This is a genomic window from Amycolatopsis sp. NPDC021455, from assembly GCF_040640995.1.
In the GTDB taxonomy this organism is placed as follows: Bacteria; Actinomycetota; Actinomycetes; order Mycobacteriales; family Pseudonocardiaceae; genus Amycolatopsis.
Map to the genome: position 1 here is coordinate 1 of NZ_JBFACT010000033.1, position 24,134 is coordinate 24,134.

Annotated in this window: 19 protein-coding genes and 1 pseudogene; 9 read left to right on the forward strand and 11 right to left on the reverse strand. The window is 72.2% G+C overall.

Annotated features, from left to right (window positions below; translation table 11 throughout):
• Positions 1-174: 174 nt before the first annotated feature.
• Positions 175-948 carry a maleylpyruvate isomerase family mycothiol-dependent enzyme gene (locus tag AB0G28_RS29615; RefSeq protein ID WP_361096105.1) on the forward strand — a complete coding sequence of 258 codons (774 nt, stop codon included), beginning with the start codon at positions 175-177 and terminating at the stop codon, positions 946-948.
• 51 nt (positions 949-999) lie between these two features.
• Here the strand turns inward: AB0G28_RS29615 and AB0G28_RS29620 are convergent, their stop codons facing one another.
• Positions 1,000-2,946: an NPCBM/NEW2 domain-containing protein gene (locus AB0G28_RS29620; protein WP_361096108.1), complete on the reverse strand. Its 1,947-nt coding sequence runs from the start codon at positions 2,944-2,946 to the stop codon at positions 1,000-1,002.
• 250 nt (positions 2,947-3,196) lie between these two features.
• Here AB0G28_RS29620 and AB0G28_RS29625 point away from each other — a divergent pair, with 250 nt between their 5' ends.
• The 3 genes from AB0G28_RS29625 to AB0G28_RS29635 are packed head-to-tail and all read left to right on the forward strand — an operon-like array spanning position 3,197 to position 5,975.
• Positions 3,197-3,922: a (Fe-S)-binding protein gene (locus tag AB0G28_RS29625; RefSeq protein ID WP_361096333.1), complete on the forward strand. Its 726-nt coding sequence runs from the start codon at positions 3,197-3,199 to the stop codon at positions 3,920-3,922.
• Between the two features lie 17 nt (positions 3,923-3,939).
• Entirely contained in the window at positions 3,940-5,388 is a 1,449-nt protein-coding gene (locus AB0G28_RS29630; protein ID WP_361096336.1) for a lactate utilization protein B, read from the forward strand.
• Complete coding sequence (locus tag AB0G28_RS29635; RefSeq protein ID WP_361096111.1) at positions 5,385-5,975, forward strand: lactate utilization protein C; 591 nt, start codon at positions 5,385-5,387, stop codon at positions 5,973-5,975. The genes AB0G28_RS29630 and AB0G28_RS29635 overlap by 4 nt, the downstream gene beginning before the upstream one ends.
• A gap of 66 nt (positions 5,976-6,041) precedes the next feature.
• On the opposite strand, the gene AB0G28_RS29640 is transcribed toward AB0G28_RS29635, so the two are convergent.
• Positions 6,042-6,725: an SDR family NAD(P)-dependent oxidoreductase gene (locus tag AB0G28_RS29640; RefSeq protein WP_361096114.1), complete on the reverse strand. Its 684-nt coding sequence runs from the start codon at positions 6,723-6,725 to the stop codon at positions 6,042-6,044.
• Positions 6,726-6,737: 12 nt separating this feature from the next.
• Complete coding sequence (locus tag AB0G28_RS29645; protein ID WP_361096117.1) at positions 6,738-7,655, reverse strand: NADP-dependent oxidoreductase; 918 nt, start codon at positions 7,653-7,655, stop codon at positions 6,738-6,740.
• 98 nt (positions 7,656-7,753) lie between these two features.
• On the opposite strand from AB0G28_RS29645, the gene AB0G28_RS29650 reads away from it, so the two are divergent.
• Positions 7,754-8,437, forward strand: a complete 684-nt coding sequence (locus tag AB0G28_RS29650) for a TetR/AcrR family transcriptional regulator (protein WP_361096120.1) — start codon at positions 7,754-7,756, stop codon at positions 8,435-8,437.
• Between the two features lie 206 nt (positions 8,438-8,643).
• Here AB0G28_RS29650 and AB0G28_RS29655 read toward each other — a convergent pair whose 3' ends face one another.
• The gene (locus tag AB0G28_RS29655) at positions 8,644-9,645 is read right to left on the reverse strand and encodes an ABC transporter substrate-binding protein (RefSeq protein WP_361096123.1); all 1,002 of its coding nucleotides are present in this window, start codon (positions 9,643-9,645) and stop codon (positions 8,644-8,646) included.
• Between the two features lie 939 nt (positions 9,646-10,584).
• Here AB0G28_RS29655 and AB0G28_RS29660 point away from each other — a divergent pair.
• Positions 10,585-13,404, forward strand: coding sequence for an AAA family ATPase (locus AB0G28_RS29660; RefSeq protein ID WP_361096126.1), 2,820 nt, complete (start codon positions 10,585-10,587; stop codon positions 13,402-13,404).
• A 57-nt stretch (positions 13,405-13,461) separates the two neighbouring features.
• On the opposite strand, the gene AB0G28_RS29665 is transcribed toward AB0G28_RS29660, so the two are convergent.
• Together AB0G28_RS29665 and AB0G28_RS29670 are read right to left on the reverse strand one after the other, a co-directional pair.
• Positions 13,462-14,622: an MFS transporter gene (locus tag AB0G28_RS29665; RefSeq protein ID WP_361096129.1), complete on the reverse strand. Its 1,161-nt coding sequence runs from the start codon at positions 14,620-14,622 to the stop codon at positions 13,462-13,464.
• A gap of 347 nt (positions 14,623-14,969) precedes the next feature.
• The gene (locus tag AB0G28_RS29670) at positions 14,970-17,264 is read right to left on the reverse strand and encodes a PASTA domain-containing protein (RefSeq protein ID WP_361096132.1); all 2,295 of its coding nucleotides are present in this window, start codon (positions 17,262-17,264) and stop codon (positions 14,970-14,972) included.
• A gap of 291 nt (positions 17,265-17,555) precedes the next feature.
• Here AB0G28_RS29670 and AB0G28_RS29675 point away from each other — a divergent pair, with 291 nt between their 5' ends.
• Positions 17,556-18,179, forward strand: coding sequence for a hypothetical protein (locus AB0G28_RS29675; protein WP_361096135.1), 624 nt, complete (start codon positions 17,556-17,558; stop codon positions 18,177-18,179).
• Here the strand turns inward: AB0G28_RS29675 and AB0G28_RS29680 are convergent.
• Both AB0G28_RS29680 and AB0G28_RS29685 read right to left on the reverse strand, forming a co-directional pair.
• The gene (locus AB0G28_RS29680) at positions 18,130-18,732 is read right to left on the reverse strand and encodes a VOC family protein (protein WP_361096138.1); all 603 of its coding nucleotides are present in this window, start codon (positions 18,730-18,732) and stop codon (positions 18,130-18,132) included. The genes AB0G28_RS29675 and AB0G28_RS29680 overlap by 50 nt on opposite strands.
• A gap of 93 nt (positions 18,733-18,825) precedes the next feature.
• On the reverse strand, positions 18,826-19,662 hold the full coding sequence (locus AB0G28_RS29685; RefSeq protein WP_361096141.1) for an alpha/beta fold hydrolase: 837 nt from the start codon (positions 19,660-19,662) through the stop codon (positions 18,826-18,828).
• Between the two features lie 155 nt (positions 19,663-19,817).
• Here AB0G28_RS29685 and AB0G28_RS29690 point away from each other — a divergent pair, with 155 nt between their 5' ends.
• Positions 19,818-20,888, forward strand: coding sequence for a 4Fe-4S binding protein (locus AB0G28_RS29690; protein WP_361096144.1), 1,071 nt, complete (start codon positions 19,818-19,820; stop codon positions 20,886-20,888).
• A gap of 3 nt (positions 20,889-20,891) precedes the next feature.
• Here the strand turns inward: AB0G28_RS29690 and AB0G28_RS29695 are convergent, their stop codons facing one another.
• Together AB0G28_RS29695 and AB0G28_RS29700 are read right to left on the reverse strand one after the other, a co-directional pair.
• Complete coding sequence (locus AB0G28_RS29695; RefSeq protein ID WP_361096147.1) at positions 20,892-21,461, reverse strand: TetR/AcrR family transcriptional regulator; 570 nt, start codon at positions 21,459-21,461, stop codon at positions 20,892-20,894.
• Between the two features lie 59 nt (positions 21,462-21,520).
• Positions 21,521-21,730: pseudogene (locus AB0G28_RS29700) on the reverse strand (AMP-binding protein); the annotation flags it as partial.
• On the opposite strand from AB0G28_RS29700, the gene AB0G28_RS29705 reads away from it, so the two are divergent.
• A complete protein-coding gene (locus AB0G28_RS29705; protein ID WP_361096354.1) occupies positions 21,659-21,979 on the forward strand; it encodes a hypothetical protein in 321 nt (106 codons plus the stop codon). The pseudogene AB0G28_RS29700 and the gene AB0G28_RS29705 overlap by 72 nt on opposite strands.
• Positions 21,980-22,025: 46 nt before the next feature.
• Here the strand turns inward: AB0G28_RS29705 and AB0G28_RS29710 are convergent, their stop codons facing one another.
• A complete protein-coding gene (locus AB0G28_RS29710; protein WP_361096150.1) occupies positions 22,026-23,957 on the reverse strand; it encodes a putative Ig domain-containing protein in 1,932 nt (643 codons plus the stop codon).
• Positions 23,958-24,134: the final 177 nt, after the last annotated feature.

Sequence of the window (24,134 nt, forward strand, 5' to 3'; positions counted from 1 at the left end):
TATCTCGCGTGGCTGGGCGGTCGACACGCGTGATTGGAGGGTCGACACGGTTGTTGGCCCGGCGGCCGAGGCTGGACCATTCGCCAACAGGCACTAAGGCGGTGGCGGCCGGGCCGCCGGTGACGGGGACGCCGGGCACGGAACACACGCGTCCTCGCGGTGGTTGAGCGTGGCATGAGTCAACTCGTGGATCGCACGATCGCCACCCTTCGCGCCGAGTACGACACGCTCGCCGGGCTTGTCCGTACCCTCTCCGACGAGCAGCTGGCCGCCACCGGGGGTGCCGCCGAATGGACCGTCGCCCAGGTGCTTTCGCACCTCGGCAGTGGGGCCGAGATCGGCCGCGCGCCCCTCGCGCGGGCCGCCGGGGAAACCGTGGCCGCCGAAGACAACCAGACCATCTGGGCTCGCTGGGACGCCGCCACGCCGCGGGCGCAGGCCGAGGGTTTCCTGGACACCAACCGCCGCTGGCTCGAAACCGTCGAGGCCTTCACGCCCGAGCAGCGCTCGTCGCTGACCGTCGACCTCGGCTTCCTGCCCGAGCCCGTCCCGCTCGTGACCGCGCTGGGCATGCGGCTCAGCGAGGTGGCCAACCACTCCTGGGACGTGCGCGTGGCTTTCGACCCGGACGCTCGGGTCGACGCCGGCTCGGCCGACGTGCTCGTCGAACTCCTCGCCGGACACCTGGGTTTCATGCTGGGCTTCCTCGCCAAGCCGGCCGAACTCGAGAAGCCCGTGTCCGTCGCCGTTCCCGGTGCGGGTCTGGTGATCGACGACACCGTCACCGTCGTGCCCCGTCTCGAGTCGCCGTCCGCGACCTTCGACGGGCCCGCGGAGGCGTTCGTCCGGTTGCTCAGCGGTCGGCTCAAGGCACCGTACGACCAGGACGCCACCGTCGAGGGCGACGTCACGCTCGACGACCTGCGCCGGGTGTTCCCCGGCTTCTGACCGGACAGGTGGTGCCGCCGGCGACGACCGGCGGCACCACCCACGCGCCGTTCAGCAGGTGACGTACGGCGACAGCCAGTCTCCCCAGTCCCCGGCCGAGCCGTCGCTCGCGTCGTCCACCGCGAGCACCAGCACCTGGACACCCGTCACCGGCACGGCGAGGTACTGCGCGGGGTCCCCGTGCCGCATGTTGCCGGTCGCCTCCAGCTCGACGCCGTCCCCGATCACCCGGAACCCGAGCGTCCCGTTCGGCCCGCGGTCGTCGACACCCACGGTCGCGGTGAACTGCTTGCACTTGCCGCCGAGGTAGTACCGCACGACCGACGGCGCGTGCGCGCCCAGCCCGTACGTGTCGGTCCTGCCGTTGACCGAGAACGGGTGGCCGTTGTCGGTGCTCTTCCGCTCGACCGGACCGAGGCCGTTCTCGCTGGACATCCAGTACATCGTGTCGAGCGTCCCCTCGTCGTAAGGCGGGTTCGGCGCGTGCACGAGCGGCGACTCGGCCGACGCGGTCGCCGTCCGCGTGCCCTGCGCGGTCGTGTACGTCACCGTGGCCGGCATCTTGAACGGCTGCGTGGCGGTCGGAACCGGGTGCAGCGTCACCGCGGTCTCCCAGGTGGCCCCGGGGTCGACGGTCGCCGTGTCCGCCTCGGCGGGGCTGTCGAACTGCCACTGCGCGGGCGCGGTCAGCCGCAGGTGCGCGCCGGTGACCGGAGTGGACCCGTTGTTGGTGAACCTGACCGTGGCGGTCACCGGCTGGGACGGCGGGACGGACTCGGGCAGGTCGACGGCCAGCGACGTCCGCGGCGCGGCGGTCACGTTCGCCGGCCACACGCGCAGCACGGTGGCGGCGTGCCGGCCGACGGTCCCGCCGAGCGCGCCGGTCGTCTCGGTCTCCTCGCCGGTCCACAGGTCGCGCACGCGATAGCCGGCCGCGGCCGGCAGCCCCGCGTCGGCCACGGACGTGGCGATCGGCGCGGCCAGCTCGCCGCGGTTGAACAGCACCAGCACGGCCGAGCCGTCGGACATCGGTTTGGTCCACACCTCGGTCCAGCCGGTGTCGCGGACCTTGTGCCCGCCGACGCCCGCCCAGTCCTGGTCGACGGCGATGATGTCGGGGTTGGCCAGCTCGGCGGCGGCCGGGAACGTCCGGTCGGCCGTCAGGGCCAGGTCGGTCACGAGTGGTGCGTTGAGCACCGCCCACAGCCCGAGCTTAGCCTGGCGCTCCGCGATGTCGAGGTAGCTGAAGGTGAACGCGCCCGGGTTGTTCCAGCCACCCGGGCCGTTGTAACCCTCCAGGCCGTACTGCTTGTCGAGACTGCCCGCCGAGTAACCGAAGTCGAAGGTCGAGTTCTTGTACGTGCGCCAGACCTGGGCGCCGGCCGCCCGCGCCCACAGCCACGGGCTCTGGTTGCGGTCGAAGTCGTCGACTTCCAGGGTGATCGGACGGCCGGTGCGCTTGAGCGCGTCCGCCATCTTCTTGACCCGCGCGGGCGCGTCGCCGTTGACGCTGTAGCAGGTGTCGTAGCGCAGGTAGTCCGCGCCCCAGTCGGCGAAGGTCTGCGCGTCCAGGTCCTCGTGGTCGAGCGAGCCCGCCGCCTGGTTGCTGCAGGTCTTCGCGCCGGTGCCGCTGTAGAAACCGATCTTGAGCCCGCGCGAGTGCACGTAGTCGACCAGAGCCGGGATGCTGGCCGAGAACGTGGCACGGGCGGTCAGCTTGCCGTCCGCGTCACGCTGAGCCGCCTGCCAGCAGTCGCCGAGCATGACGTACCGGTACCCGGCGTCCCGCAGCCCGGAGGTGACCAGCCGATCCGCCGCGGCCTTCACGATGTCTTCGCCGGAGTCGTAGAGGCAGTAGTGATCCCCGGTCGCCCAGGTGATCCCCAGCGGGGGTCTGTCGCCCGGAACCGGATCAGGTGGCGTATCGGCCGACGCCGGGACCGCGGTGGCGGTGGCGGTCAGGAAAAGGGCGCAGAGCAGCATGGCGAGTCGTCGCATGGATTCCCCTCCGGAAGCGGACAAGAGTGCCAGGATCGCCTTGCCGTGCGACAGCGGTCAAGAGGGGCAAAACTCCCCTGCCCAGCTCCCGGAAGGGGAGTCGTTGAAACGTAACAACTCGCTGCAAGCAGCGGGTGAACAACCCTTACCTCTTGGATCAAGGCGGTCCGTTGACTTCGCCTTGGCGGCCGTAGTAGCGTCACCGCGCCGGCTTTGAAACCTTTTAATTCAGAGGATGCGGGGTGAGCGCATGAAGGTCGCCGTGCTCGTCACCTGCATCAACGACTCGCTGTTCCCCGGCACGGGCAAGGCGGTGTTCCGGCTGCTGCGCCGCCTCGGCGTGGACGCGGACTTCCCGGCGGCGCAGACCTGCTGCGGCCAGCCGATGGTCAACACCGGCTACCTCGACGAGGCCGTGCCGGTGGTCCGCGCGTTCGCGCGGGCGTTCGCCGGGTACGACTACGTCGTCACGCCGTCCGGTTCGTGCGCGGGTTCGGCCCGGCACCAGCACGGCCTGGTCGCGCGGCGCGCGGGGGAGCCGTTGCTCGCCGAGACCGGGCCGAAGGTGTACGAGCTGAGCGAATTCCTCGTCGACGTGCTCGGCGTGACCGACGTCGGCGCCTCCTTCCCGCACCGCGTCACCTACCACCCGACCTGCCACTCGCTGCGCATGCTCGGCGTCGGCGACAAGCCGGTGCGGCTGTTGCGGGCGGTGCGCGGGCTGGACCTCGTCGAGCTGCCCGCCGCCGAGGAATGCTGCGGCTTCGGCGGCACGTTCGCGGTGAAGAACGCCGAGACGTCCACCGCCATGGGCGCCGACAAAGCCCGCCACGTCCGGGAAACCGGGGCCGAAGTGCTCGTCGCGGGTGACAATTCGTGCCTCCTGCACGTCGGTGGCCTGCTGTCGCGGCAGCGGTCCGGCGTCCGCGTGCTGCACCTGGCCGACGTGCTCGCTTCGACCGAGGAGGACGCGTGAGCGCCACGTTCGTCGGCATGCCCGCCTTCCCGGCCGCGGCCCGGGAGGCACTGGCCGACACGCAGCTGCGGCGCAACCTCGCCCACGCCACCGGCACGATCCGGGCCAAGCGCGCGGCCGTCGTCGGCGAGGTCGCCGAGTGGGAGGAACTGCGGCTGGCGGGCGCGGCGATCAAGGACAACACCCTGCGCCGCCTCGACGAACACCTGCTGACCCTCGAAGCGGCGTTGCAGGCCAGGGGAGCGACCGTGCACTGGGCGCGTGACGCGCGAGAGGCCTGCGACGTCGTCGCGAGCATCGCCCGCGACCACGGCGTCGACGAGGTCGTCAAGGTCAAGTCGATGGCGACGCAGGAGATCGGGCTCAACGAGGCGCTGGCCGAGCACGGCGTCACCGCCTGGGAAACCGACCTCGCCGAGCTCATCGTGCAGCTCGGGGACGACCTGCCCAGCCACATCCTGGTGCCGGCGATCCACCGCAACCGCGCGGAGATCCGGGAGATCTTCCGCCGCGAGATGAGCGCGGCGGGCCGTCCCGCGCCCGACGGCCTGACCGACGACCCGGCCGAGCTGGCCGGTGCGGCCCGGCTGCACCTGCGCGAAAAGTTCCTGCGCGCGAAGATGGCCGTCTCCGGCGCGAACTTCGCCGTGGCCGAGAGCGGCACCCTGGTCGTCGTCGAGTCCGAGGGCAACGGCCGGATGTGCCTGACGCTGCCCGAGGTGCTGGTTTCGGTGGTGGGCATCGAAAAGGTCGTGCCGACGTGGGCCGACCTCGACGTGTTCCTCCAGCTCCTGCCGCGGTCCAGCACGGGGGAGCGGATGAACCCCTACACGTCGGCCTGGTCGGGCGTGACGCCGGGCGACGGGCCGCGGGAGACGCACGTGGTGCTGCTGGACAACGGCCGCACCCGCGCGCTCGCCGACGAGGTCGGCCGGCAGGCGCTGCGCTGCATCCGCTGCTCGGCGTGCCTGAACGTCTGCCCGGTCTACGAACGCACCGGCGGGCACGCCTACGGCTCGGTCTACCCCGGGCCGATCGGCGCGATCCTCAACCCGCTGCTCAAGGGCGTCGGCGTCGATGAGCAGACGGACTCGCTGCCGTACGCGTCCAGCCTGTGCGGTGCCTGCTTCGAGGCGTGCCCGGTGCGCATCGACATCCCCGAGGTTCTGGTCCACCTGCGCTCCCAGGTGGTCGACGCGCATCGCGGCAGACCCCCGAAACCCGAAGCGGTGGCGATGAAAGCGGCGTCCTGGCTGCTGTCCGACGCCCGGCGGCTGGGTTTCGCCGAACGCGGGCTGGGGGTCGCGAACCGGGCCCTGACCCGCTTCGGGCGCCGCGTGCTGCCGGGCGGCCGCTGCGCGCTGTCCCGCCTGCCGTGGCCGGGTTCACTGTGGACGAACGCACGCGATCTGCCCGCCCCGCCGCGCGAGTCGTTCCGGTCGTGGTGGCGAAGGGAAAAGGGATGACCGCGCGCGAGGAGATCCTGGCGGCCGTCCGCGGGGCGCTGCGGGACGCGGACCGGACCGAAGCCGAAGTGCCGCGCGGATACCGTGCGGCCGTCGCGGACGGCGACGTCGCCGGCCTGTTCGCCGAGCGTGTGGTCGACTACCGCGCCACTCTCACGCGGTGCGCCGCCGCCGAGCTGCCGGACGCGATCCGTTCGGCTCTGGGCCCGGCGCGGAAAGTGCTGGTGCCCGAAGGGTTCCCGGTCGAAATCGACGGTTCGTCGCCGGACGGGACCACGGCGGAGCTGGCCGGGTTCGACGCCGTCGTCACCACGGCCGCGCTCGGGATCGCGACGACCGGCACGATCGTGCTCGACCACGGCCCCGGGCAGGGCCGGCGGGCGCTGAGCCTCGTACCGGACGTGCACGTCTGCGTCGTGCCGGCGGACCGGATCGTGCCCGGCGTGCCGCAGGCGGTGGCCGGACTCGACCCGGCCCGCCCGCAGACCTGGATCAGCGGCCCGAGTGCCACCAGCGACATCGAGCTGACCCGGGTGGAGGGCGTGCACGGGCCGAGGAACCTGCACGTCATCGTCGTCACGGAGTGAACGAAGGCGGTGGGCCGCCGCGTTCCGCCGCACGACCCGCTGGACGCCGGGACGGCAGCTGAGCCTTCAGAGGCTGAAGACGCGCTCGGCCTGGTCGCGGCCCGTGGTGTGCAGCTCCCAGTAGACGGGGGAGATCTGCTCGGCCGGGGCGGTCGGGAAGCCGGGCAGGTCCTCGTCGGTCCCGCCGATCAGCACGCCGATGCCTACGTGGGCGGCCTGGACACCGGTGCCGTCGAGCTCCTTGTGCAGGTTCAGCACCCAGTTGCGCAGGGCGGCCGCGGCGGCGTTGACGTTCCCGAGCTGGGGAACGGGGTCGATCGAGCCGGCGCCGGTGGTGTAGAGCAGGGTGCCGGTGCCCGCGGCGCGCATGGCGGGCAGCACCGCCCGGGTGGCGGTGATGGCGCCGGAGAGCTGGAAATCCAGTTCGCGGCGCACGTCAGCCGGTTCGGTCTCGGAGGGCACGGTCGGCGCGGTCGAGCCGAACGTGCCCGCGGGGGAGTACTCCAGGACGTCGATGCCGCCGAACCGCGCGGCGGCGTCCCCGAGTGCCCGGGTGAGAGCTTCGGGGTCGAGGACGTCGGCCGGGAACGCGGCGGCGGTGATGCCCTCGGCGGCGAGCTTGCCGGCGAGGTCGTCGAGCTTGGCGCGGTTCCGGGCGACGAGAGCGACGTCGAAGCCGTTCGAACCGAAGGTGCGGGCGACGGCCAGGCCCAACCCGGGGCCGGCGCCGACGATGGCGATGGTGGGCACGGTGGTTCCTGATCAGGAGTGGGTGATGGCGAGCTTGCCGAGCGAGCCCGCGCCGAACGCGGCGAAGGCGTCGCCGACCCGGTCCAGCGGATAGGCGGCCGTGACCGGGACGCGCAACGCGCCGGAGGCGGCCTCGGCGGCGAGGTGGGTCAGAGTCTGCGGATTCGGGTCAGCCATCACCGACACGGCGGTGACGCCTTCGGGCGTGACGCCGAGGGTGGAGGCGAACCGGCCGCCCGGACGCAGCAGGCGCGCCAGCTGGTCGCCGTCGCCGGCCAGGTGCAGCACCGCGTCCACGCCCTCCGGGGCGAGCGCCCGCAGCTGCGTGGCGAGGTCGCCCGCGAAGTCGACGACCTCGACGGCGGCGAGACCGGTGACGAACTCGGCCTCCGCGCCGGGGCGGGCGGTCGCGATGACGCGGGCGCCCCGCGCGGCCGCGAGCTGCACCGCCAGCGCGCCAACACCGCCGGTGGCGCCGGAAATCAGCACCGTGTCCTCTTTGGCCAGGTCCACCGCGTTCAGGGCATCCAGCGCGGCCGTGCCCGCCAAGCCCAGCGCGCCGGCTTCGCGCACGCTCAGCGCGGGCGGGATGGCGGCCACGCCGTAGGTCGCCGGCACGGTGACGTACTCGGCCAGGGAGCCCGTCCCGAGGAACGGCTTCATCACCACGCCGAAGACCGCGTCGCCGGCCGCGAAGCCCTCGACGCCCTCGCCGAGCGCCTCGACCGTCCCGGCGAAGTCCTTGCCGGGCACCAGCGGGAACCGGTGTTCCATGATCCCCTGCAGGTAGCCGGCGGCGGTGGCGGCGTCGAAGCCGTTGACCGAGGACGCGGCCACCCGGACCAGGAGTTCCCCGGCTTCCGGCCGGGGTGTGTCGACCTCGGTCACGGCCGGGGTGGCGGGGACGGAGTCCAGTGTGGCGGCACGCATGATGATCACCTTCGAGATAAGTGGAACGGCCTTCCCGTTTCCTGCCGCCACCGTAGCAGAAAAGTGGGAAGGGTGGTCCACTTGCTAGGGTGGCGGGCATGACACCGCCGGAACCGCCAGGTCAGCCGTGTGAAAGCGCCTTGCGCGCGGACGCCGAGCGCAACCGCGAACGCATTATGGCCGCCGCCCGCCGCCTCTACGCCACCGAAGGGCTCGAGGTCTCCATGGCCTCGGTGGCCCGCGAGGCCGGCGTCGGGAAGGCCACGCTGTCCCGGCGCTTCGCCACCCGCGACGACCTGATCAACGCCGTGTTCGCCGACCGGATGGACGGCTACGCGGCCGCCACCGCCGAGGCACTGGCCGACCCGGACCCCTGGCACGGCTTCACCCGCTACCTCGAAACCATCTGCGCGATGCAGGCCGCCGACCGTGGCTTCGCCGCCGTGCTCGCCATGAGCTTCCCCGCCGCCAAGGAACTGGAGACCCGGCGCGCCGAGGCGTACCGGGGCTTCCTGAAACTCATCCACCGGGCCAAGAAGACCGGCCACCTCCGGGCGGACTTCACCTCCGAAGACCTCGTCGTCCTGCTGATGGCCAACGCCGGGGTCATCGCCGCCACCGGCGACGACGCACCCGGGACGTGGCGCCGGCTCGTCGGGCAGATGCTGCGGGCGTTCGCCACCCCCGGCGCCCCGATCCCCGCACTGCCCGAGTCACCGGCGCCCGCCGATCTCTACCGCGCCATGACCCGGTTCGGGCGGTCCTCGCCGGCCGAGTCCTGAATGGACCCGGCGAGTTTCTCCGGTCGGCACGTCACCGCCCGCGGCCGCTGTCGCCGCGGGGAGGGGAGGGCCCGGAACGACGTCCAGGCCGCCGGAGTCGCTCCGGCGGCCTGGATCGGCGGGGGTCTGGGTGACGCTCGTTCGGGAGGTCCGTCAGGGGTGGGGCGCGCCGGCGGCCGAGCCGGACGCCGCTCCCAGGGGCGGGGTCATCTTCCGGCCTGGGGGCCGATCATCGAGTTCACGTCGATCGGGGACGGGATGGCGCCGAGTTGCAGCAGCAGGTCCGGGACCCGTTGCAGGCGCCGCGCGTCGAGGATCGAGCCGTAGCCCGGCAGGGTGAGCAGCTTGGCGGTGTCCTCGTCGATCTTGGCGAACCGCACCAGCAGCGGCTCGACCTTGGCGCGGTCGTTCACCGCGTCGTGCGTGGCCCGCTGCATCGCCCGCTGGAACGCGGCCAGGGTCTTCGGGTTCTCCCGCACCCACTTCTTCGTCGCGCCGTAGCCGGTCAGCGGGAAGTCCTGGGTCGCGCCGGTGTTGATGTCGACGATGGGAATCGCGCCCGCCGTCTTGGCGGCCTGCGTGATGTAGGGCTCCGGCAGGTACGCGGCATCGGCCTGACCCTGCTGCAAGGCCGCGGCGATGTTCGGCAACGCGATCAGCACCCAATTCACTTTGCTGTAATCCACGTTGTGGTCCTGCATCACCGAACGGGTGAGAAGATCCGACGCGGTGTTCTTCGCCGTGATGGCGATCTTCTTTCCCTTCAGGTCGAAGATTGTTTTCACCGGCGAATTCGGAACCGTGACGATCGCATTGGACTTCGCGTTGACCGACGTCGCGTCGGCGACCAGTTCCATGTCGGCGGCGCCGGTGCTCTTCGCGGTGAAGAACGGGGGATAGGTCGAGAACGCGATGTCGACGTCACCCGAGATGGCCTTCGTCAGCGAGGCCTGGCCGCTGGCGGCGATGACGGACTCGACGGTCAGGCCCTCGGCCTCGAAGTAGCCGCTGTCCTGGGCCAGCCAGAACGGCGCGAGATCCGTGGTGGGCAGGATGGAGACCTTCAGTGTCGCCTTCTCGAGGCCGGCGCCGCTCGACGAGGCGTTCGGGGTGACCGATCCGAGTGCGCCGCAGCCGGTGACGGCCGTGACGGCCGCGATGGCGAGCGCGGCGCGTACCCGGCCGCTGCTTCTGGCAATTCCAAACACGGCCTGCTCCTCGCAGGAGATGACAGTTGATGTGCCGAATCCAAGGAAGGTCCGTGATTCACTTCCCGGGCGTCAGGCAGGCCACTGTAGGGACACCCGCAGTCCTTGACAATGTGTCCCGCGCGCCGGGTCCTCGAATTCACCAGAATGGCGGCACGAATTCTTGATCGAAGATCTTGTTTTGCGAAATCGATCATCCGCCGCCGCTACGAATCTACGTGGCCGAAAGGGCGATCTGCCACTGATTCCCGGGAAGAAAGACGCCGGAATGGCGGATTCGAGCGAAGGGATCGCTGTCGATCTTCGCCGGCGACACCGGCGCGGCTCCGAGGGGCGGTCACGCTCGGTCACCACGTGGCGGAGTGCGGAAAACGTGGCTCGATGGCGTTCGCCGAAGCGGAAACCACGGATCCACGGTGAAAAACCACGACCACGAACCCGGCGCGTTCCCTCCGGTGAAATCAATCACCGGTCGCGGCTGCCGCCGCGACGCGTGCTCGGTCCCGGACGATCTCGGATTAATCCGCGAAGGCCGATCATGGCGGCGGGGTGGTGGCGGCGGTTTGTCGAAAGAGTCGAAGGTCCACTTCTGCGGGAGCGGACCGATCGCGGCCCGAGACGACCTCCTGGGCTGCGGATGTGTGGTAGATCCGTTGCCGGTGACCACTTTGGCCGGGTGAAGCGCTTGCTCCCCATGCTTTGTCCGGATCAGTCCGGCCGACGGGCGCTCGGTGTGTCCGCGTCATTCGTCCGGGCAGGGGCGGGCAGTTGACGAGCCGGTAATGTCACGTGGCAGAATGACGTCCGGATCACAAAACGGAACATTTATCGAACGGGATGTTTCCCCGAGGGGAAATCTCGACTACCGGGTGCGCGCGTTCCGGGCTTCCCAGGTGTGCCCCTTGTCGGTGAACAGGTTTTACTCCTAAAATCCCCGGTGTGCGACCGCTCACGGACGGTACCGAGCTGCTGGTGGGTCGGGACGGCGAACTGTCCCGGCTGGTCGCCTGGATCCGTGAGGTGGCCGCGGGGCGCGGCCGTGCCGTGCTCGTGGACGGCGAGCCGGGGATCGGCAAGTCCGCGCTGGTCCGCGCGGCCTGTGTCGCCGCGGCCGACGCGGGATGCCAGGTGTACTGGGGTGCCGGCGACGAGCTCGGGCAGGCACTGCCGCTGCTCCCGCTCCTGGACGCCCTGCGGATCACGCCGGTCACGCGGGATCCCCGTCGTGACGCCATTTCCGAGCTGCTGGGCGGCGGCGCCGTCGCCGGCAAGGGCACCGACCTCGCCGCCGCGGCCGCCGAGCAGCTGATCGCGCTGGTGGACGAGCTGTGCCAGGACGAGCCGGCCGTGCTGGTCGTCGACGAGCTGCAATGGGCCGACACCACGACGGTGGCGGTGTGGAGCCGGCTCGCCCGCTCGGTCCGGCAGCTCCCGCTGCTGCTCGTGGGCGTGCTGCGGCCGGTGCCGCGCCGGGACGACCTGCGGTCGCTCTTCCGGATCGTCCGGCCCGCCGAGCGGCTGCGGGTGGGCAGGCTGGCGGAACCGGCGGTGCTCGAGCTGGTGGCCGAACTGGCCGGCGGCAAGCCGGGCGCCCGGCTGGAGGAGCTGGCCGCCGACGCGGCCGGGAACCCGTTGTACCTCACCGAACTGATCGACGCGCTGGCCCGGAGCTCGTGCCTGAAGGTCGACACGGCCGGCATCGTGGAGCTGACCGGCACGGCCACACCGGACTCCCTGCCGGAGGCGATCGCCGACCGGCTGGGCTTCCTGTCCGAGGCGGCGCGGACCGTGCTGCGGGCGGCGGCGCTGCTCGGGGACGGCTTCTCGGTCGGGGACCTGGTCACCGTGACGAACTGCACGCTCGCCGAGCTGCTGCCCGCCCTCGACGAGGCCCGCGCGGCCGGGGTGCTGGTGGCGGCGGGTGACGACCTGGCGTTCCGGCACCCGCTGATCCGCCACGCGTTGTACGACGAGATGCCGACGGCGGTCCGGGTCGCCTGGCACCAGGCCGCCGCGTGGGCGCTGGCCGAGGCGAACGCGCCGGTCGAGCGGGTCGCGCGGCAGCTGCTGCCCATGGTGTCCACAACGGACAGCCGGGTGCCGGTGCCGGACTGGGCCGTCCGGTGGCTGCTCGACGTGGCCACGCCGTTGATCGGCCAGGCACCGGTGGTCGCCGTCGCGCTGCTGCGCCGGGCGGTGCGGGACACGCCGCTCGACGACGCCGTGACCGGCGCGCTCGCCTGCCGGCTGGCCGAGGCGTACTACCGGGTGGACAACGTGGCCCAGGCCGAGCGGATCGCACTGCGTGCCCTGGACCGCGTCCGCGACGCCGACGTGCGCGTCGACCTGCACACGACGGTCCTCCAGTGCCGCGCGACGACCGGCCGCACCGCCGAGTCCCTCGCGTCGCTGAACGAAGCCCTGGACCAGCCGGGGCTGCAGGCCCGGCACCGGGCCAGGCTGATGGTGCTCATCGCGCGGACGCGCTGGGACCTCGGTGAGATCGCCGCCGCGCACCGGGCCGCTTCCGCGGCGCTGGCCGAGCTGGGCCCCTCCGAAGACCGCTGGGCGACCGGGTGGGCGCTGCACGTGCTGAGCCTGGTCGCGATGAAACGGGGCGAGTGGGCCGACGCGCTGCCATTGTTCGAGCGCGCGATGGCCGTCGTGCGGGGCGACCCCGCGCTGATCGACCTCACCCTGCTGCTGCGCATCAACCAGTCGGTCACCTTCGGCGCGCTCGACCGCTACACCGACGCGCTCACCGCCGCCGGGCAGGCGCGCGAGCTGGCCGACCGCACCGGCAGCGTCGTGCGGCTGACCGAGGTCCAGAGCGCGCTCGGCCGGCTGCTGCTGGACGCCGGCCGGTGGGACGACGCGCTGGCCGAGGTGGACGTCGTCGCGGACGAGCGCAAGGACCCGGGCGTGGTGTGCTGCGACCACGGCGTCGCCGCGATCATCCACTTCCACCGCGGTGAGACGGCGGCGGCCCGCCGTCACCTCGACGTCGCGGCGCTGTACTCGGAACGCATCGGCGACCGGGTCGTGGAACCCCTGGTGCGGGCCCGCAGCCTCGCCTTCGAGCACGCCGGCGCACCGGAACGGGCCCTGGCCGTGCTGACCGCCGTGGACATGGGGGAAGGCCTCCTGGGGGAGGCCGCCCGGCTGGCCGCGACGCTCGGCGACGGGCGGGTCGCGGCGGAGATGGAGGCCCGGGCGCGGGCGATCGCCGCCGAGCCCACCGTGTCGCATCGCCGCGCGCTGGCCCTGTACTGCCGCGGCCTCCTGGAACAGGACGGGACGATGTTGCTGCGTGCGGCCGACGGCTACCGCGACGCGGGCCGGCCACTCTCGCAGGCCAAGGCGCTGGAAGCCGCCGCGATCGCCTTCGCGGGCGCCCGGGACGAAGACCGCGGGTCGGCCCGGGCCGCCTTCACCCACGCCATCGACGTCTACACGGAGCTGGACGCGCAATGGGACGCGGCGCGGCTGCGCGCGGTGTTCCGGGCGCTGGGCATCCGGCGTGGCCCGACGGTGAAGCACCGCCAGACCACCCGCGGCTGGGACAGCCTCACCCCGACCGAGGGCCGGATCGCCGCGCTCGTGGTCGAAGGCCTGTCGAACCCGCAGATAGCGGCCCGCCTCTACCTGTCCCGGCGCACGGTCGGCACGCACGTTTCGCACATCCTGACCAAGCTCGACGTGCATTCCCGGATCGACATCGTCCGGGAAGCCGCGCGCCACCAGTCCGCCTCCGGCTGACGCCACATTGGGGCGCTTGGCCCGGACGTCAGGCAACTGGTGGCGCGCGATACCTGCTCAGACCCCGACCTCCGGAACGTCGCCCTGACGGGGCACGGCGAGTGGCGGCGTGACCGGCGGCGTGACCCGCGGCGCGGGGGTCCGGCGCGTGACGGCGGTATGCCCGCTGTAGACCTGGCCGAGCAGGATCGCCAGCACCAGCAGCAGCGGAGTCCGCCAGGCGCCGGTGTGCGTGTGCAGCCAGCCGCAGGCCAGGACGCCGAAGCCGGCGATGACGTACCCGACGCCCTGGACGACGGCGGACAACGCGAGCGAGCTGTCCTTGCTGCGCAGCGAGATGGTCGTCAGCACGAACGCGAGCGACCCCATGCCCGTGCCGGTGGCCACGGCCCACAGCCACGGCGCGGCGGCGGGCGCCAGGAGCAGGCCGCTCACCCCGATGACGTTGGGTGCGGCCAGCGTGACGACGAGCAGGGTCTGGTTGCGCCACCGGCGGGTCCAGCCGGGGACGAGCAGCATCATGGGCAGCCCCATGGCCATCGACAGCGCGAGGCACCCGCCCGCGGTCGTCGCCGGGACTCCCGCGTCGCGCAGGATGCCGGGCAGCCAGCCCATGACCAGGAACGTCACCGTCGAAATGAGTCCGAAGTGGATGGTCAGCGCGACGGCGGGCTTCGCCCCGGTGGCCCGCTGCGGTGCCGGGAACTCGCCGGGGATGCGCTGCCACGCCTGCAGGGCCAGCAGCGCCACGATCGCCCACAGGCCGAGGGCGGCCCGCCACGACGACGCCATGACGACCGAGGGCGTGACCAGCGCACCGGCCGTGCTGCCGAGCCCGAGCCCGAAGGTGAAGGCGGCGGACCCCTTGGCCAGCAACGGCAGCACGGTGCCGAGCACGGCGATGGACAGGCACGCCAGCGCCGTCCCGGTCAGCAGCTGCGCCGATCCGCCGAGGACCCGCCCGGACAGCGACAGCACCAGCCCGGCGAGGGCCACGGCGACGGTCCGGTAGGTCCCCAACCGGCCGCACAGCCAGGGTGTCGCCCAGCCGCCCAGGCCGATCGCCCACAGGGGCAACGCGACGAGCACCGCGGCGACGAGATCACCGGCGACCGAGATGTCCGGCAGGGCCGCGCCCAGGCTGGTCACGGCCGGCCGCAGGTTGATGGCCAGAAGGAAGATCACGACGGTGGAGACGGCGGTGGTAGCACGGGACATCGCTCCTCCTCGGCGTCGAGGCCGGAGCGTGATAACTCCGTAGAACAATGTTTCGCGGAACGCGCAGAACAGACATCGGTCACCTGACGGATGCCCGAAGTCCGTTGTAGTTCAACGGTTCTAAGGTGTTCCGATGGCCTTGCGGATGGGCGTGCATCGGCACGGACGGAGTAACCGCGGGGCCCGGGGGAAGATCGCTACGCGCGGAGCTGGGTCGCGCGGAGACTGGCCTGGCCTTCGCGTGTCACGGAGATCTCGCGGAGGCCGGTGACTGCGGTGAGCCGGGGGAGCAGGGCGTCCTGGCCGGCGCACGGGGGAGCCGCTCGCCGCGTTCGGCTGAGGATCGCTCACGCGCCGATCCGCGGGCCGATCCAGGACGCCCAGTCCTGTCCCGAGGACGCGCCCGCCTCGATCCGGAGCCGGATCCGCGTGGCGCCGGCGTGGGCGGAGAGGTCGACGTCGAGCTGGCGCATGACCCGGTCCGCCGAGGTGTCGCGCACCCGGGCGACGTCGGTGGCCGCGCCGCCCGGCCCGATGACCGACACGACGAAGGTCGCGTCGCCGGCTTCGTTCGGGTTGCACCAGACGAACCCGATCTTCGAGCGGAAGTGGTCACCCGCGGCGATCGGCCGGGGCAGGGTGTAGACGCCGTTGATGAAGCCGTTGTCCACCCACTGCGGATGGGTCTCCAGGTACGGATCCGGCGCGGTGCCGTCCTCCAGCGCGCAGCCGCCTTCGGTGAGCCCGTGCCGGGTGAGCACGAAACCGCGGACGTCGCCGTCGTTGCCGTTGAACGGCAGGGTGCCCGCGCCGGTGGTCCAGCTCGCGCCGGACGCACCGGCCATCAGGTCGATCGGGGCGGGCCGGCCGCTGGAAACCGTGATCGTCACCTGGGTCCGCGGCGCCGCGCTCGTGCCGCCCTTCGGCGTCTGGCCGAGCACGACCCCGGCGGCGACGGTGTTGCTGGCGCTGCGGGTCACGACCGGCACGAGGTTCGCGGCGGTGAGAACACCGCGCGCGGCGGCCTCCGGCTTTCCGACGACGTCCGGCACGGTGACCGACGGCGGCGGCGTGACCTGCACACTGGCCGACGTCGCCGCTTCCCGCCCGTCCACGGTCGCCCGGACGCTGACCTGGTAGGTCTTCTCGGTGGTCCAGTGGTGCGTCACGGTCAGGCCGTCCGCCTGGCCGCCGTCCCCGAAGTCCCAGTGCGCGGTGGCCGGCGCGGCGCCCGCCGCGTTGTCGACGCGCAGCGAAATGTCTTCGCCCGGTTGAGGAGCCGCCTTCGACAGGGTGACCCGCAGGTCCGGCGCCGTGGCCGGCGGGCCGGTCGTGGGGACCCCGCCCGCGGGCGGGACCGGGTCCGGCCCGGTCGGCTGGTTCCCGGCCGGCTGGTCGGGGCCGCTGCCGGGCGGGACCGGCGCCGACGTCGGCGCCGTCCCGGGCGGGGGCGTCGGGTCCGGGGGCGGCTGCTGCCCGCTCGGCGCCGGGGGCGCCGGGGGAACGGGGTGGTCGTCGTGGAGGCCCTTGTGCGGGTCCGCCGGGTCGTACTTCACGATCGGGCGGACGCCGCCGTCGAGGCGGATCACCCCGGCGCGCTCGCTGGCGGGGTCGTTGAAGAAGACGATCCCGTCGCGGTTGAAGAGCTGGAACGGCGCCGGCGGGGTGAGCACCTTCGACCGGGCGAGCACCGACGGGTGGGTGAGGTCGACGATGGTGACCTGGCCGGTGGAGTAGTCCGGGACGAACAGCCGGTCGCCGGCCTCGACGGCCGCGCCGAGCCGCCGGTCGGCCGCCTCGAGCGGGACGACGGTGTCACAGCTCGCGGCGCCGAGGTCGCAGATGTCGAGCAGGCCCCGCGAGACGACGACGTACACGCGGTCGTGGTGCGGGGAACCGCTCACCTGGACGGTGTCGTCGGGGCGCAGGTCGAGCGGGATCGTGGCGGCGACCTCGCCGGTCACCGGGGAGACGCTGGTGGCGGTCCGGGCGCTGGGGCTGACCACCGCGAGCATGCCGCCGGCGGCGGTGAGGACGTTCCGGCCGGGCGGGACCAGCCCGCGGTGCGTGGTGCGGGTCCCGCCCGCGATCCAGGTGAGGTCGCCGGTCGCGTCGTCGACGGTCCAGAGCCGGTCGGCGTCGTCGAGGGCGGCGGTGCCCGCGGTCAGCCGCGCCGCCAGGGACAGCGGGGCACCGCGCGGGGCCAGGGTGAGCGGATCGCGGCCGGCCAGCAGCCCGCGTTGACCGTCCAAAGTGTACAAGGTGTCGCTGCCGGCGAACGCGGTCAGCCCGTCCCGCGCCTGGTCGATCGGGGTGACCGGCGCGGCGGGCTCGAAGGTGGCGCCGTCGACCCGGCGCACGGTGCCGGCACTGCGGTCGACGGCGTAGGCGGTGGAGTCCCGCTGGACGACGTCGAGGGCGTGGCCGGGCGGGCTGACCTGCACCTGCGCGGCGACCTCGGCGGAGGTCCCGTCGAGCAGGCTGACCTGCCCGACACCCGAGGAGGCCAGCCAAGCGGAACCCGACCGCATCCGGAAGTCCTGCGCGGGGTGGCCGTGCCCGGCCCCGGCGACGGCGAGTCCGGCGACGGCGACCGCCGCGGCACCCAGGAACCCGCCCGCCCGCGCGATTCGGCCCCGCATCGCTCACCACCCCTCGCCCCGACGGTGCCGGTTCCGGAAAGAAAACCGGAGCCGGACCGGACGCCGTATTCGTTGGTCTTTTTCCGCTTTTCGTTTCGGGAACGGACGCCAGGGTACGGGATTTCGTTGCCGCGGTGGGATCTTGGACCGCCCGTCGATTTCCGCTCGGTGGTGGGTGCATTTCCGGGCGTTCCGGTTGGCGCGGTACCCGGGTCAAGGGCTTCGCGGACGTAAGAGTTCGCTAATCTCGCGACCCTCCGATCGCCGGGCCGCCGGCGCTATGGTCGCCCGGTGATCGGGTCACGATGGCAGCGCGGTGCCCTCTTCGCCGCGCCGGGTCTTCTGCTCGCCGGGTTCGGTGCGGTGCACCCCGCGTACCTCGACGCGGCGACCGCCGGCTGGTGGACGGCGTTGCACGTCGTCCTGTTGCCGGTCTTTCCGCTGCTCGCCGGGGCGCAGTGGCTCCTGCTGGCTTCGGCGCCCCGTGCGTTGCGCTGGCCCGGACGGCTGGCCGCCTTCGCCTTCGCGGCTTTCTACGGCGGGCTCGACGCCGTCGCGGGGATCGCCGCGGGCACGGTCGTGCACGCGCAGCACGGTGCCACGCCGGTGGCCGGTGCCGTCTTCGGGATCGGTGACCTGCTCGGCTACATCGGTTCGGCCTGCTTCCTCGCCGCCTGCCTCGCGATCGTCGCCGCGGCCGCCTTGCGGGCGAGGTGGCGGGCGGTGCCGGGTGCCGTCGTCCTGCTGCTCGCGAGCGTGTCGTTCTTGGACAGTCACATTTTCTGGCCGCGTGGTGTGTTCACGATGGTCGGGGTGGCCGTGGGAATGTCCGTGCTGTCGCTGGTCCTCCCGCGCGAGGAACGGCTCAGCGCAACACGATCTCACCTCGGCCGGTCGCGATCCCCAGCGCCGTGAGCCGCGGTTCGCCGCCGGCCCAGCGCAACGGCACGTCGACTTCGCCCAGCCACTGCCGCAGCTCGGACGCGTCGCCGCCGACCTCGAGGTAGGTCACGCGGCCGGGTGCGCAGTCGTGCTCGGCCTTGTCGTACGCGCGTTGCCAGCCCTCGACGCGACCGGCGCGGGCGATGTCGTATTCGATGAAGAACGGCCGCTCCTGTTCCACCTCGCCGAGCAAGCGCCACCGCCCGGTGTTTCCGCCGCCGCTCAGGGGCGTGAGGCCCAGCCTTGCCGCGTCCGCGTCGAGGTCGTCCGGCTCGATCGCCCAGGTGAACAGGCGATCTCCCGTCGCGGTGGCCGCGGCCAGCCGCGCCGCCGCGTCGCTCGCGCCCGCGTCGGTGGCGGTGGCGAGCTCCAGGTAGATCGGGGGCTCGAGGGGAACGACCGCGTTGGTGACACCGGGCGCCGGCGACCCGCCGGGCACGGTTCCCAGGCCCCATTCGCGCCGCAGCCGGTCCGCCGCCGCCTCGAGATCCCGTACGCCGAGAAGGACATGATCCAGGACGTTCATTCCCCGGAGACTAACCGAGCCGGCTCCTTCGGCGGGCCGGTTCGGCGGCCACGGCGATGGAGACGTCGTGCGTGACCACGCGAGCCGTCCGGCTCAGACCAGGCCGGCCAGGACGTCCGGCCGTTCCAGGGCGATGAAGTGGCCCGCAGCCGGCACCTGCGTGAACTCGGCGTCGGGCAGCAGTTCCCGGTTGGCCGCCCGGTCCGAGGGCCGCGACCAGTCCTTCTCGCCGTAGACGAGGTGGAGGGGGGCCTTGACTTCGGGATAACGGGAACGGGCCGCGATGAGGCTCGGCAGGTTCCGGTAGACGCCGCGGGCGACGGCCGGGTAGCCGGGACGGCGGCCCACCTGGAGGAGCTCGTCCAGGTAGTCCTCCCGCAGGGCGGTCTTGTCGCCCAGACCGCCCTGCAGGATCCGGCGGAGGGCGGGCTTCGGCTCGATCCCGGCGACCACGGGGCCCACGCCCGGCGCGAGGACGCCGGCGACCACCGCCCGGGCGAGGAAGCCGGACCGGGCGATGCCGCCGCGGAAGTCGTAGGTGTTCACCGCGATGACGCGCCGGATCCGGTCCGGCACGTCGGCCGCGGTGGTCAGCGCCAGGACCGCGCCCATGGACTCGCCCAGCAGCGTCACGTCTTCGAGGTCGAGTTCGCCGAGGAGCCGTTCGACGCCCGCGCGCATCGCCGGCTCTTCGTACGACGCGCCGGGCACGATCTCGGAGTAGCCCATGCCCGGGAGGTCGGGGGCGTAGACGGTGTACCGGTCCGCGACCAAGGGGATGAGGGCGCGGAAGTGCTCGGCCTGCGTGCGCACGGTGTGCAGCAGGACGAGGGGAGCGCCGGTGCCCGCCTTGAGGTAGCGCAGCGAGGCGATCGTGTGGCTGGTGGTCCCGGGGACGTGGATCGTGGGCCGGGGCGTCTGGTCGGGCATCTCGCCTGCTCCTGGGGGATGGCACGAAAGGAAACCGATCGGTTTTGCGTATCGTAAACCGATCGGTTTCCGGCTGGCAAGGTGTGGTGCTACGGTGAAACCGATCGGTTTACACCTGGAGGCCGGACGGGCGCTCCGGGCAGGGAGGAGGCCGGATGACCGCCGTGCGTGCCGAAGAGGAACCGAAGCTGCCGGCGAAGCTGGCCGCGCATCCGTCGGTGAAGGCCGTGCTGGCCCGGCGCCACGCCGAGAAGCCGCCGCCGGTGATCGACGCGGCCTGGCTGCGTGAGCTGTGCCTGGCCGCCGGGGCGGACGACGTCGCCGCAGTCGGCCTCGACCACCCCGACCTGGCCGGCGAGCGCGACTACGTGCTGGCCGCGCTGCCCGGCACCCGCACCCTGATCGCCATGGCGTTCCGGATGAACCGCGACAACTGCCGCTCGACGGCCCGCAGCGTGGCCAACCAGGAGTTCCACCAGACCGGCGAACAGGCCGACCACGCCGCCCGCGGCGTGACCCGGGCGCTGCAGGACGCCGGCTACCGGGCGCTCAACCCGTCGGTCGGCTTCCCGCAGGAGATGGACCGCTTCGGCACGGACCGGATCTGGGTGGTGGCGCACAAGACCGTCGCGGTGGCCGCCGGGCTCGGGGTGATGGGCCTGCACCGCAACGTCATCCACCCGAAGTTCGGCAGTTTCGTGCTGCTGGCCACCGTCATGGTCGACGCCGAGGTGAGCGAGTACGGGCAGGCGCTGGACTACAACCCCTGCATCGACTGCAAGCTGTGCGTCACCGCCTGCCCGGTCGGCGCGATCGGCAAGGACGGCGGGTTCGACGGCCTGGCCTGCACCACCCACAACTACCGCGAGTTCATGAGCGGGTTCACCGACTGGGTGCAGACCGTGGCCGACAGCGCGGACGCCGCCGACTACCGCTCCCGCGTGACCGACGCGGAAAGCGCCTCGATGTGGCAGAGCCTGAGCTCCCCGCCCGGCTACAAGTCGGGCTACTGCGTGGCCGTCTGCCCCGCCGGCGAGGACGTCCTGGGGCCGTACCTCGAGGATCGCAAGGCCTTCATGAACACCGTGCTGCGACCGCTCCAGGAGAAGAAGGAGACGCTGTACGTCATGCCGGGCTCCCGGGCGCAGGAATACGCCGAGCGCCGCTTCCCGCACAAGCCGGCCAAGGAGGTCAGCGGCGGCTGGCGGCCCCCGGCCTCCTCCTGACGCTCAGCGCAGGCCGGCCGCGTCGAGCAGGGTGGCGAGGGTGGGTGCGATGAGTCCCTTCAGGTCGTCGACGCCGATGCCCGCCCGGGCACTCGCGCCGTCGAAGACCAGGATGAGCTGCCGGGCCAGCAGGTCCGGGTCGCTCGCCCCGCCCCGTTCGGCCTCGGTGCGGAAGAACGTCATCAGGTTCCGCTTGATCCGCCGCGCCACGCGGCTGGCGGGGTGCCGCGAATCCTTGAGCTCGATCTGCACGGCCAGGTAGCGGCAGCCGTGGAACCCGGGCGCGGCCGCCTGCGCCCCCAGCTGCCGGAAGACGTGCAGGATCCGCTCCCGGGGTGGACGGCCGTCGTCCGCCGGGGGCAGCAGGCCCGCCACGAAGGCGGCCGAGCCTTCCTTCAGGCTCGCCGCCAGCAGTTCGTCCTTGCTTTCGAATAGCTGGTACAGCGACCTCTTCGACACCCCGGCCGCCTTGCACAGCGCCTCGACACCGATGCCGACACCGTCCCGGTAGGTCAGCGTGGCCGCGGCCGCCAGGAGCCGCTCGCGGGAGCTCGGTTTCGCCTCGATCGTCACTCTTCGAGGTTAACCCGGTTTCGGCCGGAGGAAAACCGATCGGTTTCGCCGCGCCGGCCTCACGCGCTCCGGACCGCGGCGGCTTCGCCCAGGCCGAACAGCCGCACGGACTTCTCCCGCATCTCGACCTTGCGGACTTTCCCGGTGACGGTCATCGGGAACTCGTCGACGACCAGGACGTATCGCGGGATCTTGTAGTGCGCGAGTTTCCCGGTGGCGAAGGCCCGCAGGCTCTCGGCCGTGACCTCGCCGGCGCCGTCGCGGACCCGACCTCGGCGTATCACGTCGCCGTCGACGGGAAGACCAAGATCGTCGGCACGGTTTCCGGCGGCGGCACGATCCCCGCGGACATCGCGGCGATGACCAAAAAGGACGACGGCCTGGTGAAGGCCCTGCAGCGGGCACTGGACACGGTCATCAAGAACGGCCAATACGGCGAAGTCCTCAAGCGCTGGAACCTGACGTCGGAGGCGCTGCCGGCGTCGGAGGTCAACCCGCCGGGCCTGCCCCGCAAGTGAGTGGCCACCCCGGAGGAGCCCGGGGTGGCCACTCACTCGACTTTGATCAGCTCAAGGTCACTGCGGTGTCGTCGAGGCAGAAGGACGTCTGCAGCGACGAGTCCTCGGTGCCGGTGAAGGTCAGCGTCACCGTCTGCCCGGCGAACGCCGAGACGTCGACCGTACGCTGCTGGTAGCCGGTGCCCTTGTCGAGGTTGGAGTACGTCGCCAGCGTCGTCGAGCCCGCTTTGACCGTCAGCTTGTCGTACTGCGTCGTGGTCGTGGTTTCGGCGGTGTCGACGTGCAGGTAGTAGCTGAGCGACGCGTGGCAGCCCGCCGGGATGGTGACCGACTGCGACAGCGTGTCGGTGTGCGTGCTGCCGTAGCCGTCGAGGTAGGCGAGGTAGCTGCCGGAGTGCGGCGTCTCGCTGCCGGTGGCCGTGGTGATCACCCCGCTGGACGCCGTCCACGAGGCCGCGCCGCTTTCGAAGCCGGGGTTGGCCAGCTTCTGGCCCGAGCAGCCGGTGCCGCCCGAGGACGTGATGGTCCACGTGAACGTCGTGCTGCCGGTGGCGCCGGAGGAGTCCTTCGCGGTCGCCGTCACCGAGTACGTGCCCGCGGTGGTCGGCGTGCCGGAGATCAGGCCCGAGGTGCTGGTCGACAGGCCGGTGGGCAGGCCCGTGGCGGTCCAGGTGTAGCCGCCGCTGCCGCCGGACGCCGACAGCTGCAGGTTCGCCGCGGTGCCGGCGACGCCGCTCTGGCTGCCCGGGTTCGCCGCGGTTACGCCACCGGTGGACGTGCCCGCGGTGAACGCGGCGGTGCCGTTCGGGGTGCCGAGCCCGGTCGGGCCGTCCCAGCCCGCGCCCGCCTTGCACTGCACGGCCGTCGAGCAGCTGCCGTTGCTGCCGGAGGTGACGTCGTTGAGGTTCCCGGCGTGGGCGTAGGGGTAGGCGGCGGGGGTGTCGGACGCGCCGGGGTTGCCGGCGAGCGCGTAGACCGAGGCGATGATCGGCGAGGACGCGCTGGTGCCGCCGTAGACCGCCCAGCCGCTGCCGCCGTAGGTCTGGTAGACCGCGACCCCGGTCTGCGGGTCGGCGACCGCGGAGACGTCGGCGTTGGCGCGCTTGGCACAGCCCGTCGTCACGTTCTGGAAGGACGGCTTGGTCACGCTGGTCGAGCAGCCGCTGCCCGCGCCGCTCCAGGCGGTTTCGGTCCAGCCGCGGGTGCCGCCGCCCTGGGTGAGGGACGTGCCGCCGACGGCGGTGACGTACTGGGACGAGGCCGGGTAGCTGATGCCGTAGCCGTTGTCGCCGGTGCTCGCGGTGATCGCGACGCCGGGGTGGTGGAAGTAGCTGGAGTCGTAGCTCGGCTCGCTGCCGTCCTCACCGCCGCCGTAGCTGTTGGAGACGTACTTGGCGCCCAGCGAAACGGCGGTGTTCACCGCGGTCCCGAGGTCGGTCATGCTCGCCTGATTCGCTTCGACGAGCAGGATGTGGCAGTTGGGGCAGATCGCGGAGACCATGTCGACGTCGAGGGAGATCTCGCCGGCCCAGCCGCTGTCCGCGGCCGGGAGGGGACTGGCCTGCCCGTTTTCGTTGACCTTCTTGAAACAGCCGTTCGCCGTGGTGCAGGCGGGCAGGCCGTAGGTCGACCGGTAGGTGGCGAGGTCGGACTCGGCGTTCGGGTCGTCGTTGGAGTCCACAATGGCCACTGTCGCGGATCCGCTGCCGCTCGCGGTGAGGTTGTACGCCGACCGCAGCCCGGAGGGCCCGAACCCGCTCGGCAGGGCGTTCGGGGCGAGCGCGGCGTGCATGGTGTCGGTCTGGCGTTCGGCGAAACACGTTGCCATGCCGGGTTTCACGGTCTGAGCGCAAACGCGCGCGGTCGGGTGCACCGCCGCCGCGGTGGCGGGGACCGCGGCGGCGGGCAAGGCGGGAGCAGTCAGGGCCAGTGCCGCGAAACCGGCGATGGCGAGGACTCTTCGGGGTGAACGACGCATGGATCGCTCCTGGAGAGGTGCGCGGAAGGTGGGGCCCATGGGTGTCCTGTTTATACAGTCCGGTCCGCCGTTTCGGTGTGGCTGAAGCAATTGGTGCCCGCAGTCCTGGCCGAGGTTGCGCCGAATGGCCCGCGGATCAATGCGCCAAGCCGTCCGGTTCCGTTCCGAAAAGGACGA

Bases quoted from the DNA above. Each gene is read 5' to 3' on its own strand.
- AB0G28_RS29710 (WP_361096150.1), bottom strand. From the start codon at position 23,957: ATGCGTCGTTCACCCCGAAGAGTCCTCGCCATCGCCGGTTTCGCGGCA.
- AB0G28_RS29620 (WP_361096108.1), bottom strand. From the start codon at position 2,946: ATGCGACGACTCGCCATGCTGCTCTGCGCCCTTTTCCTGACCGCCACC.
- AB0G28_RS29690 (WP_361096144.1), top strand. From the start codon at position 19,818: ATGACCGCCGTGCGTGCCGAAGAGGAACCGAAGCTGCCGGCGAAGCTG.
- AB0G28_RS29685 (WP_361096141.1), bottom strand. From the start codon at position 19,662: ATGCCCGACCAGACGCCCCGGCCCACGATCCACGTCCCCGGGACCACC.
- AB0G28_RS29645 (WP_361096117.1), bottom strand. From the start codon at position 7,655: ATGCGTGCCGCCACACTGGACTCCGTCCCCGCCACCCCGGCCGTGACC.
- AB0G28_RS29630 (WP_361096336.1), top strand. From the start codon at position 3,940: ATGCCCGCCTTCCCGGCCGCGGCCCGGGAGGCACTGGCCGACACGCAG.
- AB0G28_RS29665 (WP_361096129.1), bottom strand. From the start codon at position 14,622: ATGTCCCGTGCTACCACCGCCGTCTCCACCGTCGTGATCTTCCTTCTG.
- AB0G28_RS29670 (WP_361096132.1), bottom strand. From the start codon at position 17,264: ATGCGGGGCCGAATCGCGCGGGCGGGCGGGTTCCTGGGTGCCGCGGCG.
- AB0G28_RS29680 (WP_361096138.1), bottom strand. From the start codon at position 18,732: ATGAACGTCCTGGATCATGTCCTTCTCGGCGTACGGGATCTCGAGGCG.
- AB0G28_RS29625 (WP_361096333.1), top strand. From the start codon at position 3,197: ATGAAGGTCGCCGTGCTCGTCACCTGCATCAACGACTCGCTGTTCCCC.
- AB0G28_RS29615 (WP_361096105.1), top strand. From the start codon at position 175: ATGAGTCAACTCGTGGATCGCACGATCGCCACCCTTCGCGCCGAGTAC.
- AB0G28_RS29635 (WP_361096111.1), top strand. From the start codon at position 5,385: ATGACCGCGCGCGAGGAGATCCTGGCGGCCGTCCGCGGGGCGCTGCGG.
- AB0G28_RS29650 (WP_361096120.1), top strand. From the start codon at position 7,754: ATGACACCGCCGGAACCGCCAGGTCAGCCGTGTGAAAGCGCCTTGCGC.